General features: G+C 68.9%; 11 protein-coding genes. 10 read left to right on the top strand and 1 reads right to left on the bottom strand.

The window, feature by feature from the left end:
• Window positions 1-18: 18 nt before the first annotated feature.
• Together ABD810_RS11940 and ABD810_RS11945 are read left to right on the top strand one after the other, a co-directional pair.
• The gene (locus ABD810_RS11940; protein WP_344937978.1) at window positions 19-1,554 is read left to right on the top strand and encodes a sugar ABC transporter ATP-binding protein; all 1,536 of its coding nucleotides are present in this window, start codon (window positions 19-21) and stop codon (window positions 1,552-1,554) included.
• A 184-nt stretch (window positions 1,555-1,738) separates the two neighbouring features.
• The gene (locus ABD810_RS11945) at window positions 1,739-2,401 is read left to right on the top strand and encodes a FadR/GntR family transcriptional regulator (RefSeq protein WP_344937981.1); all 663 of its coding nucleotides are present in this window, start codon (window positions 1,739-1,741) and stop codon (window positions 2,399-2,401) included.
• A gap of 175 nt (window positions 2,402-2,576) precedes the next feature.
• Here the strand turns inward: ABD810_RS11945 and ABD810_RS11950 are convergent, their stop codons facing one another.
• Window positions 2,577-3,416, bottom strand: coding sequence for an FAD binding domain-containing protein (locus tag ABD810_RS11950; RefSeq protein WP_344937983.1), 840 nt, complete (start codon window positions 3,414-3,416; stop codon window positions 2,577-2,579).
• A gap of 342 nt (window positions 3,417-3,758) precedes the next feature.
• Between ABD810_RS11950 and ABD810_RS11955 the strand changes: the two genes are divergently transcribed.
• The 8 genes from ABD810_RS11955 to ABD810_RS11990 are packed head-to-tail and all read left to right on the top strand — an operon-like array spanning window position 3,759 to window position 13,665.
• The gene (locus ABD810_RS11955) at window positions 3,759-4,637 is read left to right on the top strand and encodes an ABC transporter permease (RefSeq protein ID WP_344937985.1); all 879 of its coding nucleotides are present in this window, start codon (window positions 3,759-3,761) and stop codon (window positions 4,635-4,637) included.
• Entirely contained in the window at window positions 4,634-6,049 is a 1,416-nt protein-coding gene (hydA, locus tag ABD810_RS11960) for a dihydropyrimidinase (protein WP_344937987.1), read from the top strand. Before ABD810_RS11955 ends, hydA begins: the two co-directional genes overlap by 4 nt.
• A gap of 12 nt (window positions 6,050-6,061) precedes the next feature.
• Window positions 6,062-6,925, top strand: a complete 864-nt coding sequence (locus ABD810_RS11965; protein ID WP_344937989.1) for a carbon-nitrogen hydrolase family protein — start codon at window positions 6,062-6,064, stop codon at window positions 6,923-6,925.
• Window positions 6,926-6,982: 57 nt separating this feature from the next.
• The gene (locus ABD810_RS11970; RefSeq protein ID WP_344937991.1) at window positions 6,983-8,671 is read left to right on the top strand and encodes a thiamine pyrophosphate-binding protein; all 1,689 of its coding nucleotides are present in this window, start codon (window positions 6,983-6,985) and stop codon (window positions 8,669-8,671) included.
• A 21-nt stretch (window positions 8,672-8,692) separates the two neighbouring features.
• Complete coding sequence (locus ABD810_RS11975; protein ID WP_344937993.1) at window positions 8,693-9,181, top strand: (2Fe-2S)-binding protein; 489 nt, start codon at window positions 8,693-8,695, stop codon at window positions 9,179-9,181.
• The gene (locus ABD810_RS11980; protein ID WP_344937996.1) at window positions 9,171-11,519 is read left to right on the top strand and encodes a molybdopterin cofactor-binding domain-containing protein; all 2,349 of its coding nucleotides are present in this window, start codon (window positions 9,171-9,173) and stop codon (window positions 11,517-11,519) included. Before ABD810_RS11975 ends, ABD810_RS11980 begins: the two co-directional genes overlap by 11 nt.
• Before the next feature lie 2 nt (window positions 11,520-11,521).
• Window positions 11,522-12,178 (top strand): SRPBCC family protein, encoded by a 657-nt coding sequence (locus tag ABD810_RS11985; RefSeq protein WP_344937998.1) that lies wholly within the window; start codon window positions 11,522-11,524, stop codon window positions 12,176-12,178.
• Complete coding sequence (locus tag ABD810_RS11990; protein WP_344938000.1) at window positions 12,175-13,665, top strand: CoA-acylating methylmalonate-semialdehyde dehydrogenase; 1,491 nt, start codon at window positions 12,175-12,177, stop codon at window positions 13,663-13,665. The genes ABD810_RS11985 and ABD810_RS11990 overlap by 4 nt, the downstream gene beginning before the upstream one ends.
• Window positions 13,666-14,987 lie beyond the last annotated feature (1,322 nt).

Genomic DNA, 14,987 nt, shown 5'->3' on the forward strand with positions numbered 1-14,987 from the left:
AGCTGTGGAGAATGCCCAATGAGCGGGCCGCTTCTCGAAGCCGTCGAGGTCAGTAAGACGTACTCCAGTGTCAAGGCGCTGGACGCGGTGAGCTTCAGCCTTGAGCCGGGTGAGATCCACGCCCTCGTCGGGGAGAACGGCGCGGGCAAGTCGACACTCATCAAGGTGTTGACCGGCGTGCACTCCCCAGACCGGGGGCGTCTGGAGGTCAACGGCGAGCAGACGGTCCTGCGCAACCCGCTGCACGCGGAGAAGCTCGGCATCTACGCCATCCACCAGCACCTGCCGCTGGTGGAAGGGCTGACCATTCTGGACAACTTCCTGCTGGGAAAGTCTCAGGCATCGCAGCGTACGACGCGGTGGGGAATGCTCAACCGGCGCGGCGCCAAGCCAATCGTGGAAGAGGCTCTGGCGACGATGGGGCTGGACTTCGACGTCACGACGCCGATCTCCGCGCTGTCCGTACCCGAAGCCCAGCTTGTTCAGATCTCCCGCGCGCTGGCCACCGACGCCAAGGTGCTGATCCTCGATGAGCCGACGGCCTCGCTGACCGCGGCCGACCGTGAGGCGCTGTTCGATCGGTTGCGCGGTATGCGCGAGCACGGCGTGGGGCTGGTCTACGTCAGTCACCGCCTGGACGAGATCACGACGCTGTGTGACCGGGCCTCAGTCATGCGCAACGGCGCCGTCGTGGAACGGCTCGGCAAGGCAGAGCTGGACGTGGACTCCATGATCGCCGCGATGCTGGACCGGCCGGTTCAGGCGATGTACCCGCCGGCGACGGAGCAGTCCGGCGACGCACCGGTGCTCAAGGTATCGAACGTCGGTGTCGGCACCGCGCCTCCGCTCTCGCTGGAGGTACGTGCCGGCGAGGTGCTGGGCCTCACCGGCCTGGTCGGTGCCGGGATGGTGGAGGCCGCGGAGGCGCTGGCCGGCGTACGTCCGCTCGTTGGCGGCCAGGTGACGGTCCAGGGCAGGCGGATCCGTGTCTCCTCACCCGCGCAGGCGATGCGCGAGGGGATCGGCCTTGTCCCGGAGAACCGATCGGACGCCCTGGTGGCCGATATGAGCATCGAGCGCAACCTCGCGTTGACTATCGCAGCCTGCCCGACCGTACGGGGCTCGATCCGCAGCGCCGGTGCCATGCTGCGACGCCAGCGGGTCCGGCAGGCGGCGCTGGAGGCGATCGCCGACTTCAACATCCAACCTTCGGATCCGGCGGTCCCGGTGGGCGGGCTCAGCGGCGGCAACCAGCAGAAGGTTGTCATCGCGAAGTCTGTGGCGACCCGTCCGAAGGTGCTCATCCTGATCGAGCCGACAGCCGGCGTGGACGTCGGCGCACGGGCGGAGATCTATGCGATCCTGCGCGAGCTGGGCCGTACGGGGGTGGCCGTGATCCTCGTCAGCTCGGACGGCCAGGAGATCTGCGGCATGAGTGATCGGGTGCTCGTCTTCCGCCAGGGTGCCGTCGCCGCCGAACTGCCTCGCGGAACAGACGAAAAGGAGATCATGCGTCATGCGACAACCTCCTCCTCGATGCACCCCGCAGCGTGACGTCATAACCGAAACGGTGAGCAGCGCCGATAGGTCCGGGTCGGTGGAACCGGCCGCTGACCCGGCACCGGCACAACCGGCGGAACCGGTCGTCGGCCCGGGGCGGACACGGTCGAGTGCCGACGGCGCGTCGGCACCTCTTCGCCTTCCATATCCTCGGCGGACCTCCGGTAGCGTGAAGACCGTGTCTGGCCCTCTCCACGACGTGAAAGAGCACGTCATCAACCTGATCCTGAACGGCGAGCTCTCTCCCGGAGACGTGCTGCCGGCCGAGCGGGAGCTCGCGACGCTGCTGGGGGTCTCCCGGCCGCTGGTGCGCGAGGCACTGCGGAGCCTGGAGGCCGTCAACATCGTTGAGTCCAAGCGCGGCGCTGGCACGTACGTCACGGATCTGAGTCCGGAGTTTCTCCTGGCGCCGCTGAGCTACGCCTTCCGGCTGGTCCGTGGCTCGGAGATCGACCTGTTCGAGTTGCGGCGTTTTCTTGAGCCGCAGGCCGCCGCGATGGCGGCGATGCACCTGCCGGACGACGATCTCGGCGAGCTCGACCAGCTGCTCGACGCGTTGGACGCCTCGGACCAGCACACCTTCCCCGAGCTGGACATCGCGTTCCACGAGTGGATCGTGCGGCGCACGAACAACCGCCTGCTGCTCAGCGTGGTCCGCGGCATTCGCGATCTGGAGTATCAGGTGCTCGCGGTGACCGCGAACAGCGCCGAGTCCCGGCTGCTGTCCGCCGTCGAGCACAGGACGATCGCCTCGGCCATCCGGGCACGTGACCCGGAGCGGGCGAGGGCGGCGATGCTGCTGCACCTGGCCCGGGTGGAGGACCAGTTCCGTCCCGTCTAGGGCTTACGTAACCGTTCCTTCGGGATCCGCGGAAAAGATCCCGAAGGGACCGACACAACCGCCCGACCAGGCCCACCCGCGCGTCCGGCCGAGCCACACCCATGCCCGGCCCGCACAGGAGTGCCCGGCCCGGACGCGCACGCGCGTCCGGCCGGGCCTGTCCTCGTCTGTCTGGTCAGACCTGCTGGTCCCTGGCCATGGCGATGGCCCGCTGCACCATTGTGCCGAGCAGACGAACCTTGGTCCGGTCCTTGACCTCTGCCTGCGCCGCGTCCTCCGACGCGGCGCGCCTGAGCTTCTCGGCGTCGACTGCCGGGCCCGCGAGCAGTACCGACTCGGTCTCCGTGGCCCGGAAGGGCCTGTCCGCGGCGCCGAACGCGACAACGCGGGGCTGGCCGCCGGGCGGCAGCAGACAGGCGGCCCCGGCCTCGGCGAAGTCGCCGTGCCGCTGCGCGAACTCGCAGAAGCCCCAGCGCGTACCGGGCGGGGGGATCTCCAGGGTGAGACGGACCAGGATCTCGTCCTCCTCCAGCGCGGTGGACATGTATCCCCAGAAGAAGTCCGCCGCGTCCACGGTGCGTGACCCGGTGGCCGAGCGGACCTCAAGGCCGGCATCGGCCAGGAGCATGACTGCGGGCATCTCCGCCGACGGGTCGGCGTGGACCAGGCTTCCCCCGACGGTGCCCCGGTTACGAATCTGATCGTGTCCCACCCAGGTCGCCGCGTGGGCGAGCAGTGGCCAGTTGCGGCGTACCAGATCAGACGAGGTGATGGTCGCGGTGGTCACCATGGCGCCCAGGGACAGGTGGGAATCGGTCGCCTCCATCGAGGTCAGCTCCGCCACCCCGCCGAGGTCGATAAGCACCGGCGGGCGGACCAGCCGGAAGTTCATCATCGGGATCAGGCTCTGGCCTCCGGCGATCACCTTTCCGCCGTTCTCGGCGGCTTCGGCCAGCAAGGTGGTGGCCTCGTCGAGCCGGGTGGGGGCGTAGTACTCCATCATCGCGGGCTTCATGACGAACCTCCAACGTCTGGACTGACCAGTTTTAGCAGACCAAGGATAGATTCCCTGGTAAAGACCTGCAAGCTTCCAAAGAGTATCCGCACTTATCGATAATTGGTCAGGCCAATATCTTGACTGGTTCTGATGGTTTCTGCCAGGCTTCGGGACATTCCACTTGGTTCGACCCTCGGAAGGGCAGGAGGGCACGTGAAAACTCAACAGGCGCAAAGCGGGCCATTGCGCACGCGGGCCCCGGCGCCGCCGGCCGGTCGCGCGATCCGGATTCTGCGCGGTGCGCGGTCCTCGGTCGGCGGGACAACGGCAGCCCTGGTCATCATCTGGATCGGTCTCACGGTGGCTACCCCGAGTTTCGCCACCGTTCCGAACCTGCTGAACATCTTCCTGGCCGCCTCAACCCTGGCGATCATCGCGGGCGGGCTGACCCTGGCGCTCATCGCCGGGGAGATCGACCTGTCGCTCGGTTCGGTGGAGGCACTGGCTGGCTCGCTGGCCGCCGTTCTCATCGTGACCGTGGGACTGCCCTGGCCGGTCGCCCTGGTGCTCGGCGTGCTAGCCGGTGCCGCGGTCGGCGGGGTGAACGCGTTCTTCACCAGCAAGCTGGGCGTGCCCTCGTTCGTCACCTCCCTGGCCATGCTGAGCGTGGCCGGCGGCGCGGCCTACCTGCTCACGCAGGGCACCTCGGTGTTCGGGCTGGGACCCCAGTTCGGCGCGATCGGTCAGGGCAGCCTGTTCGGCATCCCGGCGCCGGTCCTGATGGCCGCGGTGATCCTGGCGGTGCTCGCCCTCGTGCTGCACCGCACCTCATTCGGCCTGAACATCTACGCCGTCGGCGGCAACCCAGACGCGGCCCGGCTGTCGGGAGTGAACGTACGGCGCACCAAGGCCGTCGTCCTCGTGCTCAGCGGAGGCTTGGCCGGCGTCGCGGGCATCATCCTCGCCTCCCGGTTGGACGCCGGCTCGGGAACCGTGGGCGGTGCCGACCTCATGGCGGCGATCGCCGCGGTCGTGATCGGCGGCACGTCGCTCAACGGCGGGGTCGGCAGCATCGCCGGGACGGTCGTCGGAGCCGTCCTGATCGCCAGCATCCAGAACGGGCTGGTGCTGTTGAACGTCACCGCCTTCTGGCAGCAGGTCGCGATCGGTTCGCTGATCCTCGTTGCCGCGCTACTTGACCGTCTTTCCAAGATCAGCACTAAGGGAGTGGCTGCATGAGCGCCATTGAGCAGTCCGAGGCCCAGCCCCTGGACCTCATCATCCGCAACGGCATGGTCGTCAACGCGGAGTCGATGGAGCCGATGGACGTCGGAATCAAGGACGGCGTCATCGTGGCGCTCGGCGAGATCGACGCCCCCGCCACCGAGGTAGTGGACGCCGCCGGATGCTTCGTGGTGCCCGGCGCGATCGACGTGCACACGCACTTTCACCACTGGGTGAGCTACGTCGGGTCGCACAACGCCGACGACTACGACACCGGCACCCAGGCCGCGGCCTCCGGCGGCATCACCACCATCATCAACTACGCCTTCCAGGAGGAGGGCGAGTCGCTGCGGAGCGCCGTCGACCGTGACCTGGAGCTGGCCAAGACCCAGTCGAACATCGACTACGGCCTGCACGTCGTCGTGACGAGCGATGCCGAAACCGCGGTGAAGGAGTTCCCCGCCCTGGTGGCCGACGGGTTCACCAGCGTCAAGGTCTTCGGCGCGGTCACCGGGTTCCAGCTGCCCGACTCGGGCATCCTGAAGGTGCTAGAGGCGGCGGCGGCCAGCAACATCCTGGTCAACGTGCACGCCGAGGACGGCGCCCTGATCGAGCACCTCACCGAGTCCTTCCGTGAGCGTGGGCAGACCGGCGTGGAGTACCTGCCGCAGGCCCGGCCGGCGCAGGCCGAGGCGATCGCCACCCGGAAGATCGCCGAGTACGCGGCCTTCCTCAAAGCGCCGGTGTACTTCGTGCACCTGTCGACGGCCGCCTCGCTGGACGCGGTCCGCGAGGTGCGCGAACGCTTCGACAAGATCTTCGTGGAGACCCGGCCGGTCTACCTCTTCCTCGAGGAGAGCGTCTACGAGCTGCCCGAGTCCGAGGGCAACAAGTTCGTGTGCCTGCCGCCGATCCGCTCCACCGAGGACAGCGAGGCGCTCTGGGAGGGCCTGCGGCTGGGTGACATCGACACCTACGCCACCGACCACGCCCCGTGGCGCAGCGAGCAGAAGCTGGCCGAGGCACCGTTCTGGAAGATTCCCGCGGGCGTGTCCAACCTGCAGACCAGCGTGCCGATGCTGTTCTCCGAGGGTGTGCGCACCGGGCGCCTGCACCCCTGCCGCTTCGTCTCGGTGACCTCCGCGAACCCGGCGAAGCTGTTCGGGATGTACCCCAAGAAGGGTGTCATCGCGGTGGGCTCGGACGCCGACATCGCCGTCATCGACCCGGCTGACGTGCGGGTGCTCACCGCGGACCAGATGCACTCCAAGGCCGACTACGACCCGTACGAGGGTTACGAGTGCCACGGCTGGCCGCGCTACGTCTACTCGCGCGGCGAGCTGGTCGCCGAGCGGGGTCAGGCCATCAGCCGCCCCGGCCGCGGGCAGCTCATCCGGCGCGGTCCCAGCTCCTACGACACGGTCTGAACGGGAGGCGACGTGGTAGGCGAACGCGTGCTGACGGCGGCGCAGGTAGCCGCCGGAGGGCTGGACGCGGCGACGGTGGACGCCCTGCACCTGGCGGAGGGTCTGCACGACCTGATCGTGCTCCCGGAGATTGCGAACGTCCCGTACTTCCCGGTCGCCCCAGACCTCGGCGAGTGGCTTGCCGACACCCTGGCGAACCAGGACACCGAGAGCGTGTTCGCCCCCTACCGCCGCCTCGCGCGGCGGACGGGCAGCTACGTCGTGGCCGGCCTGTGCCTGCCGGGGCCGGACCGCAGCCGCAACGCCGCGGTCGTCTTCGACCGGGCCGGAGAGGTGCTCCCCGGCCGGGGCGTGCTGTCCGGCGACGAGGTGCTCGTCTACGACAAGACCCACCTGTGCAACGTCCGTCACTACGGCTCGGTCTTCCTGGAGGACCAGTACTTCCAGCCGGGCCACGAACTGGTGGTCTGGCACCTCGACTTCGCCCGGCTGGGCGTGCTGATCTGCTACGACCGGCACTTCCCCGAGGCGTGGTCGACCCTGCGCGTCAACGAGGTCGGCATCGTCGCGGTCCCCACCGCCTCGCCGGTGGGGACGGCACCTACCTTCCTCGCCGAGATGCAGGCGATGGCGCTCCAGCAGTCGGTGTACGCCGTCGTGGCGAACCGCGTCGGCCCGGAGTCGCTGCCGGACGGGACGACGGCCGACTACCTGGGGCGGTCGGCCGTGTTCGGCCCCGACGGGGCAGTGCTGAACGCGGCGGACCACGGCCCCTTCGAGCAGGCCTCCGCGCCGTACGACGAGGCGCACCTCGACTCGGTACGGGCGGCTATGGGACTGGCCACGAGCCGGCGCCCCGCCCTGTATCAAATCTGACCCCGTACATGTCATTTGCCCAAGTCTGAACATGAATCCGAACCAAGGAGAGCTCACGTGAGACGAGTGGCCGATGTCGTCGCCGAGACCCTGCGGGCACAGGAGATCGATATCTTCTTCATGCTGACCGGTGGTGACCCCGCGCTGTGGACCGCCCTTCAGAGCGAGGGCATCAGGATGATCCCCTGCCGGAGCGAGCAGGGCGCGGCCTACATGGCAGACGGCTACGCCCGGATGACCGGTCGTCCGACCTTCGTCTACGGCCAGCACGGCCCGGGGTCGGCCAACATCGCCTCGGCACTCGCGGACGCCTACTGGGCGATGAGCCCGGTCGTCTCGCTGACCAGCTCGGTGCCCGCGGCGACCCGTGACCGTCACGAATACCAGCTGCTGGACCAGCTGGCGATGCACCGCCCGGTGACCCACTGGGCCGGCGAGGCGCTCCGCGGCGAGCACGTGCGGTCGATGCTGCTCCGCGCCATGCACGAGGCCACCAGCGCGCCCGGCCCGGCGCACCTGGACATCCCGCGTGACGTGCTGGCCGAGGCGCTGGCGGGCGACGGCACGCCGGACGCCCCGGCGGCCCACCTGCGGGCCCCGCAGTACCGGGTGGCTCCCTCGCCGGACGCGATCAAAGCGATGGTGGCCCGGCTGTCCTCCGCGCGCCGGGTCGTGATCATGGCGGGCTCCGGTTCCCGCGTCTCGGGGGCCAACCCCGAGGTGCAGCAGCTGGCCGACGCCCTGCGGGCGCCGGTCGTCACCTCCATCGGAGGCAAGGCCTCCATCAGCGAGGCGCACCCGCTCGCGGTGGGCGTGGTGGGCCGCTACGCGGCCGGGGTGGCCAACGACGTCGTCGCCGAGGCCGACATCGTGCTCGTGCTCGGCAGCCGGCTGGGCAGTGTGACCAGCGACTCCTTCACGATGTTCTCCTCCGACCTGATCAGGGTCGACACCCGCTCGGACGCGCTGGACCCGTCGGCGGCCCTCAACGTGCTGGCGGACGTGAAGCTCACCGCCCAGGCCCTGATCTCGGCGCTGGGCGCCGACCCGCAGGCCACGACGGGCGCGCGGGACACCGCGTGGGTGGCCTCGGTGACCGAGCGGGTCGCCGACTGGCGCCAGAGCGCGCTCAAGGTGCCCTCGACGGACGGCGAGTCCGGGCAGATGCACCCCCGCGAGGTGGTGTCCGCATTGTCGGAGTCGCTCTCACCCAGCGACGTCGTGGTCGCCGACACCGGCTACATGGCCGCCTGGGCCGGCGTTCTCTACCAGGCGCGGGAGGCGGGAACCACCTTCCTGCGGGCCGCGGGTTCGCTCGGCTGGGCGATCCCCGGAGCGCTCGGCGCCCAGCTGGCGGTACCCGACCGCCGGGTCGTCTGCGTCACCGGTGACGGTGGGGCCGGCTACAACATCGCCGAGCTGGAGACCGCGGTGCGGGTGGGCATCCCGGTCACGATCGTGGTTGTCAACAACGGCACCCTGGCCTTCGAGTACCACCTGCAGAAGTACGTCGAGAAGAACGTCATACCGGAGATCAACGACTTCTCCGACCTCGACTACGGTGCGGTGGCTCGTTCGCTGGGCGCCGACGGTGTCCTGGTACGTTCCAAGAGTGAGCTGGACGGCGCTCTGGCCGCGGCGCTGCGGAGCGATGCTCCCACGCTGATCGACGCCCGCGTCGATCGAGAGGCGATCGCCCCCGTCACCTCGTACGCAAACCAGGGCATCGACCCGTCCGCTATCTGAGCTGAACCGAGGAGGCCGCCGATGCCTTACGTCCGAACCACTGTCAACGGCCAGCTGGTCGAGCGCGAGGTGGAAGCCCGCCTGCTGTTGTCCGATTTCATCCGCCATGATCTGGACCTGACCGGTACACACGTCGGCTGCGAGCACGGTGTGTGCGGTGCCTGCACCGTGCTCGTCGACGACCGGCCGGTGCGGGCCTGCCTGATGCTCGCCGTACAGGTAAGCGGCAAGGCGGTGCGCACCGTGGAGTCCCTGGCCGAGCCTGGGCAGCCACTCTCCTGCGTTCAGGCGGCCTTCAAGCGCAACCACGCCCTGCAGTGCGGATTCTGCACCCCGGGAATCCTCATGTCACTCACCGCGGTACTGGAAGAGGAGGGACCTCCCTCGAAGGAGCGGGCCGTTGACGCCCTTCGCGGGCACCTCTGCCGGTGCACGGGCTACCGCAACATCATGAACGCGGTCGACGAGATCTGCGCGGGACCGAAGGAGGCCTGCGGCGATGTCGGCTAACGTGGGACGGCGGATGCTGCGGCTGGAGGACGACCGGCTGCTGCGCGGGAACGGGATGTATCTCGACGACATCCACGTGTCGGGCTCGCTACACGCGTACTTCGTCCGCAGCATGCACGCGAACGCGCGGATCACCGGCATCGACGTCGAAGAGGCCCGGCGGGCGCCGGGGGTGCGGCTGGTCCTGACCGGCCACGACCTCGGCGACCTCAATGGCCCGCTGCCGCTGCTGGGCCCGCACCCCGACCTGCTGGCGCCGCGCACCCAGCGGCCGCTGGCGGTCGACCGGGTCCGCTACGTGGGCGAGGCCATCGTCATGATCGTTGCCAATGACCGCTACATCGCCGAGGACGTGGCGGACCTGATCCAGATCGACTACGAGCCGTTGCCGGAGGTCGTCGAGTTCGACGACGCCGGGCGCGACGGCCGGTTCGTGCACGACGACATCCCCGGCAACGTGGCCGCCGTCGTGTCGCAGGTCAAGGGTGATCCCGAAGGGGTGATCCGGTCCGCGCCGCACACCCTGGAGCTGACCCTCGACATCGAGCGCAGCTGCGGCAGCCCGCTGGAGGGCCGCGGCGTGCTCGCCGACTGGGATCCGCGCCGGCAGAAGCTCACCGTGTTCGACTCGACCCAGTCGCCGGTCGCGATCCGCCAGGGGCTCAGCCGGATCCTGGACGTGCCGCTGGACCAGCTGGAGGTCTCCGCGCCCGACGTCGGCGGCGGGTTCGGAACCAAGATCATGCTGTTCTACCCGGAGGAGGTGCTCGTCCCCTACGCCGCGCTCCAGCTGGGCCGGCCGGTGAAGTGGACCGAGGACCGCTGGGAGCACTTCATCAGTGCCAACCAGGAGCGGGGACAGCACCACCAGGCCGTCGTCGCCTTCGACGACAACGGGCGGATCCTGGCGGTGAGCACCAATTTCGATCATGACACCGGTGCCTACATTCCGTACGGGATCGCTGTGCCGGCCGTCACGGGAACACACCTGCCCGGACAGTACGACATCGAGCACTACCGCTACAGCGGCCGGGTGCTCTACACGAACAAGCCGCCGGTGAGCCCCTACCGGGGCGCCGGTCGGCCGCAGGGTGTCTTCGTCATGGAGCGCCTGATCGTGGCGGTCGCCAAGCGGCTCGGCGTGGAGCCGTGGCGGGTGCGCCGCGCCAACCTCATCCCCTCCGACGCCTTCCCCTACGACACTGGGCTCGACCTGCACGACGGCAGCCGGGCGATCTACGACAGCGGCAGCTACGTGGAGGGCTTCGACCGGATGCTCTCGCACGTCGACGTCGAGGCGTTCCGGGAGCGGCAGCGCGCGGCGCGGGCCGAGGGCCGCCACCTCGGCCTGGGCATGGCCACCTATGTCGAGGGCACCGGCGTCGGCCCTTACGAGGGGTGCGCCGCGACGCTGAACAGCAGCGGGCGCATCGTTCTCGAAGTCTCGGTCCCATCCCAGGGGCAGGGCCATGCCACCACCTTCGCCCAGATCGCCGCAGACGTCCTCGGCTGCGCGGTCGAGCAGGTCCAGGTGGTCACGGCGGCGGGAGGTCCCAACGCGGTGGGACACGGCACGTTCGGCAGCCGGGCCGCGGTGATGAGCGGCAACGCGGTCGCCGTTGCCGCCCAGGCCCTGCGGACGAAGATCCTCGCGACCGCGTCCGTACTGCTCGAATGCTCCCCCGACGACCTGGAGACCGGGAACGGGAACGTCTTCGTCCGCGGTGACGAGAACTCCCGGGTGAGCCTCGCCGACATCGCCAGCGGTTCCAACCCCATCCGCTACCCCGGAACGGAGCGGCCCGTCCCCTGGGTCTCCCGGGAGCCCGGTTCCGAGGCGCCCGTCTCGCTCTCGGCCACCGAGTACTTCCGCAGCGGTCAGTGGGTGTTCGGCAGCGGGGCCCACGGTGTGATGGTGGAGGTCGATCCGGGAACCGGACGGGTCACCATCGACCAGTACGTCGTCGTGCACGACTGCGGGCGGGTCATCAACCCGCTGGTCGTGGACGGTCAGGTGATCGGCGGGCTGATCCAGGGCATCGGAGGCGCGCTGCTGGAGCGGCTGACCTTCTCCGACAACGGCCAGCCCACCACCACCAGCTTCCTCAACTTCCACCTGCCGAGCGTCGACGACCTGCCACCACTGGTCCTCGACCACCTGGAAACCCCCTCCCCCTGGAACCCGCTCGGTATCAAGGGCACCGGAGAGGCGGGCATCATCCCGGTCGTCGCGGCGATCGCCGAGGCCATCGAGGACGCGCTCTCCCCGTTCGAGGTCTCCGTCACCTCGATGCCTCTCTTCCCAGCGGAGATCCTCGCCGCTATCGATAAGGACTAGCCATGAACCTCGAACACAGTTTCGTTATTATGGCGGAGCCGGATGTGGCCTTCGCTTACCTGATGGACGTGAACCGGGTGGCGACCTGCGTACCGGGCGTGAGCCTGCAGGAAGCGCTGGACGAGAACACCTATCGGGGCACCCTGAAGGTCAAGGTCGGTCCCGTCACGGTGAAGTACGGCGGCATCGCCCGCATCCTGTCTGCGGATCCGGTTACCAGGGTCGCCACCATCGAGGCGGAGGGTGAGGAGAGCGGCACCGCCGGATCGGTGCGTGCCAACGCCACCATGTCGGTGGTCCCGACGGCCACCGGATCGCGCGTCACCGTGAGCACCGACCTTGCCCTCACCGGTCGCGTCGCCACCATGGGCAAGGGAGTGATCGAGCAGGTCGGCAACCGGATGGTGGCCCAGACCTCCCAGCGGATCGAGCAGGCCATCCTGGAGTCGGTCGCGACCGCCGTGCCGGTCGCCGCGGAGAGCGCACCTCCCACCCGCCCGGCTCCGGCCCCCCCGGCTCCCGCCGAGGACGAGTCGGCGCTGCGGGTGCTGCCGCTGCTGGGATCCCTCATCGCCGATTGGGTCCGCCGGACCTTCCGAAAGATCTTTGGTGCTCGCCGGGACCGCGCGATCCGCACCACCCACGGAGAGCGGAAATGACGCACACGACCCACTGGATCGACGGCAGGCCGTGGGTCGGTACCGGTGAACGCGCCGGCGAGGTGTTCGACCCCGCCACCGGCCAGGTGACCGGGCACGTCGATCTCGCCTCCCCCGCCGAAGTGGACGAGGCCGTCGCCTCGGCAGCGAACGCCTGGCGCGCCTGGCGCGACGCTTCGCTGACCAAGCGCGCGCAGGTGCTGTTCTCCTTTCGGGAACTGCTCAACTCCCGCAAGGAGGAGCTGGCCGCGATCATCACCGCCGAGCACGGCAAGGTCCTCGCCGATGCCCTGGGCGAGGTGATCCGGGGGCTGGAGGTGGTGGAGTTCGCCTGCGGCATCCCCCATCTGCTCAAGGGCGGTTTCTCGGAGAACGTCTCGACCAGGGTCGACTCGCACTCGATCCGCCAGCCGCTCGGCGTCGTGGCCGTCATCTCCCCGTTCAACTTCCCGGCCATGGTGCCGATGTGGTTCCTGCCCGTCGCCATCGCGGCCGGCAACGCCGTCGTGCTCAAGCCCAGCGAGAAGAACCCCGGCGCGGCGAACTTCATGGCCGCGCTGTGGAGCGAGGCCGGGCTGCCCGACGGCGTGCTCAACGTCGTGCACGGTGACAAGGTCGCGGTGGACCGGCTGCTGGAGCACCCCGATGTCAAGGCCGTCTCGTTCGTGGGTTCGACGCCGATCGCGAAGTACGTCTACGAGCAAGGTACCCGGGCCGGCAAGCGAGTCCAGGCGCTCGGCGGCGCGAAGAACCACATGGTGGTGCTCCCCGACGCCGACCTCGACCTAGTCGCCGACGCCGCGATCAACGCCGGCTTCGGCTCGGCGGGAGAGCGGTGCATGGCGATCTCCGCGCTGGTTGTCATCGAGCCGGTGGCCGACGAGCTGATCGCCAAGATCACCGAGCGGATGGCGCGACTGCGAATCGGCGACGGCCGGCGCGGTTGCGACATGGGGCCGCTGGTCACCCGCGCACACCGCGATCGGGTGGCGTCCTATCTTGACGCGGGCGTCGAGGCGGGAGCGGAACTCGTGGTGGACGGCCGCAAGCAGGACATCGACGGCGACGAGCGGGGCTTCTGGCTCGGCCCGACGCTGTTCGACCGGGTCACCACGGAGATGTCGCTCTACACCGACGAGATCTTCGGGCCGGTGCTCTCCGTGCTGCGGGTGCCGACGTACGAGGCGGCGCTGGAGTTGGTGAACAGCAATCCCTACGGCAACGGCACCGCGATCTTCACCAACGACGGCGGCGCGGCCCGGCGTTTCCAGAACGAGGTCGAGGTCGGCATGGTCGGGATCAACGTCCCGATTCCCGTGCCGATGGCCTACTACTCCTTCGGCGGCTGGAAGCAGTCGTTGTTCGGCGACTCCCACGCGCACGGTGCCGAGGGCGTGCACTTCTTCACCCGCGGCAAGGTCGTGACCTCCCGCTGGCTCGACCCGAGCCACGGCGGAATCAACCTTGGCTTCCCCACCCAGGACTGATTGTCAGGGCTCACGTCGCGCGGATCAGCGACGGCGGCGTCCAGATGGAGACTCGAAGGCGAGTTGGCCATCGCGCGGTCCGTAGCATGACGCGAAGCCTGCGGCGTCGTTACTCAGCCGTCTTCGGGGCGGGACAAGGGAGTGCCGAGCCCGTCGAAATCGGGGTGAAGGCCATGGAAGCGGCGAAGAGCCTGGAGCGCAGCCGTGAAGAACTCCCCGGCGTATGGGGCGCGGAACGTATCGATAGTGGCGGCGGGAACTGGGGAGGCCCTCCCCGGCCCGGTGACCTGCGGAAGTGTCATCGGAGCGTGGTGCCCTATGACCGGTGACCCAAACGGTGGCATTCCTCACACCGCCAGTAACAGATTGTGACCGTTGCGGTGGTGTTGGTCGTTCGTCTCGTCTGCCATGGTGCGAGTAGTTATTGCCGGGGACCGGGTGGCCTTTTCGGAGAAGAAAGACCAATCCTGTTCAAGCGGTGATGAATCATGACAATAGGGGTCGGCGGTCATGGTGCCGGCGAGCAGAACCCCCTGGATCAGCCGGGACCGGGCGGCTTAACCGCATGCGCCGAGGTGATCGCGGTGCTGGCGAACATGCTGGAATCCGCCCTGGCCGGCGGCCCGGAGACAGTGCCGGCGCGCCGGATGCGCGAGACGGCGCCCGGCGGTGACGCTGCCGCCGTGACGAACGGACAAGGCCACAGCGGTGAGGCGAGCACCGACGATCCGGGGAGAGTCGAAGGTGACGCGTTCCCACCTGGAACGCGTCGCGATCGTGTATGTCCGCCAGTCGACGCTGGTCCAGATCCGCGAGCACACCGAGTCGGCCCGGCGTCAGTACGATCTGGCCGATCTGGCGGCTCGGATGGGCTGGGACGGGTGCGAGATCGAGGTCATCGACTGCGATCTGGGGCTGTCGGGACGCAGAGGGTCTATGACCTGTGCGACATCAATGACCGGTTGCTGCTGGGCTTGCGCCACCGGTGAGGTCGACTCGGGGCGCCCTGCTGATGTTTCCACCAGTGGGTTTCCCCGAGCCGCCTCCCGAACGCGGCGTGCCCGTCTCCGATTCGCAAAAGCGGCAGGCGCTTGGCGGGTCCCGGGGAGGACGGCTTCGGCCAGGACCCGCACGGGCTTGACCTCGGGCGGTGTGCCGCGGATGGGGTTGCCCGCGGGCGTCCTGTTCGTCGAGAAGTATTGCTTCGTTCGGACACATACGACCCATCCGAAACTTCCCCTTTCCCGTACAGTACCGGATAGCCTGCTATTTCCTTTCAGGTCGGCGCCACGCGTGACTGCTCTCGGGGCGGCAGTCGCGCC

It is taken from the genome of Sphaerisporangium flaviroseum, from assembly GCF_039537005.1.
Lineage (GTDB): Bacteria > Actinomycetota > Actinomycetes > Streptosporangiales > Streptosporangiaceae > Sphaerisporangium > Sphaerisporangium flaviroseum.

Excerpts from the sequence above, each read along its gene's own strand:
- ABD810_RS11940 (WP_344937978.1), top strand. The coding sequence starts at position 19 with ATGAGCGGGCCGCTTCTCGAAGCCGTCGAGGTCAGTAAGACGTACTCC.
- hydA (WP_344937987.1), top strand. The coding sequence starts at position 4,634 with ATGAGCGCCATTGAGCAGTCCGAGGCCCAGCCCCTGGACCTCATCATC.
- ABD810_RS11950 (WP_344937983.1), bottom strand. The coding sequence starts at position 3,416 with ATGAAGCCCGCGATGATGGAGTACTACGCCCCCACCCGGCTCGACGAG.
- ABD810_RS11985 (WP_344937998.1), top strand. The coding sequence starts at position 11,522 with ATGAACCTCGAACACAGTTTCGTTATTATGGCGGAGCCGGATGTGGCC.
- ABD810_RS11990 (WP_344938000.1), top strand. The coding sequence starts at position 12,175 with ATGACGCACACGACCCACTGGATCGACGGCAGGCCGTGGGTCGGTACC.
- ABD810_RS11980 (WP_344937996.1), top strand. The coding sequence starts at position 9,171 with ATGTCGGCTAACGTGGGACGGCGGATGCTGCGGCTGGAGGACGACCGG.
- ABD810_RS11975 (WP_344937993.1), top strand. The coding sequence starts at position 8,693 with ATGCCTTACGTCCGAACCACTGTCAACGGCCAGCTGGTCGAGCGCGAG.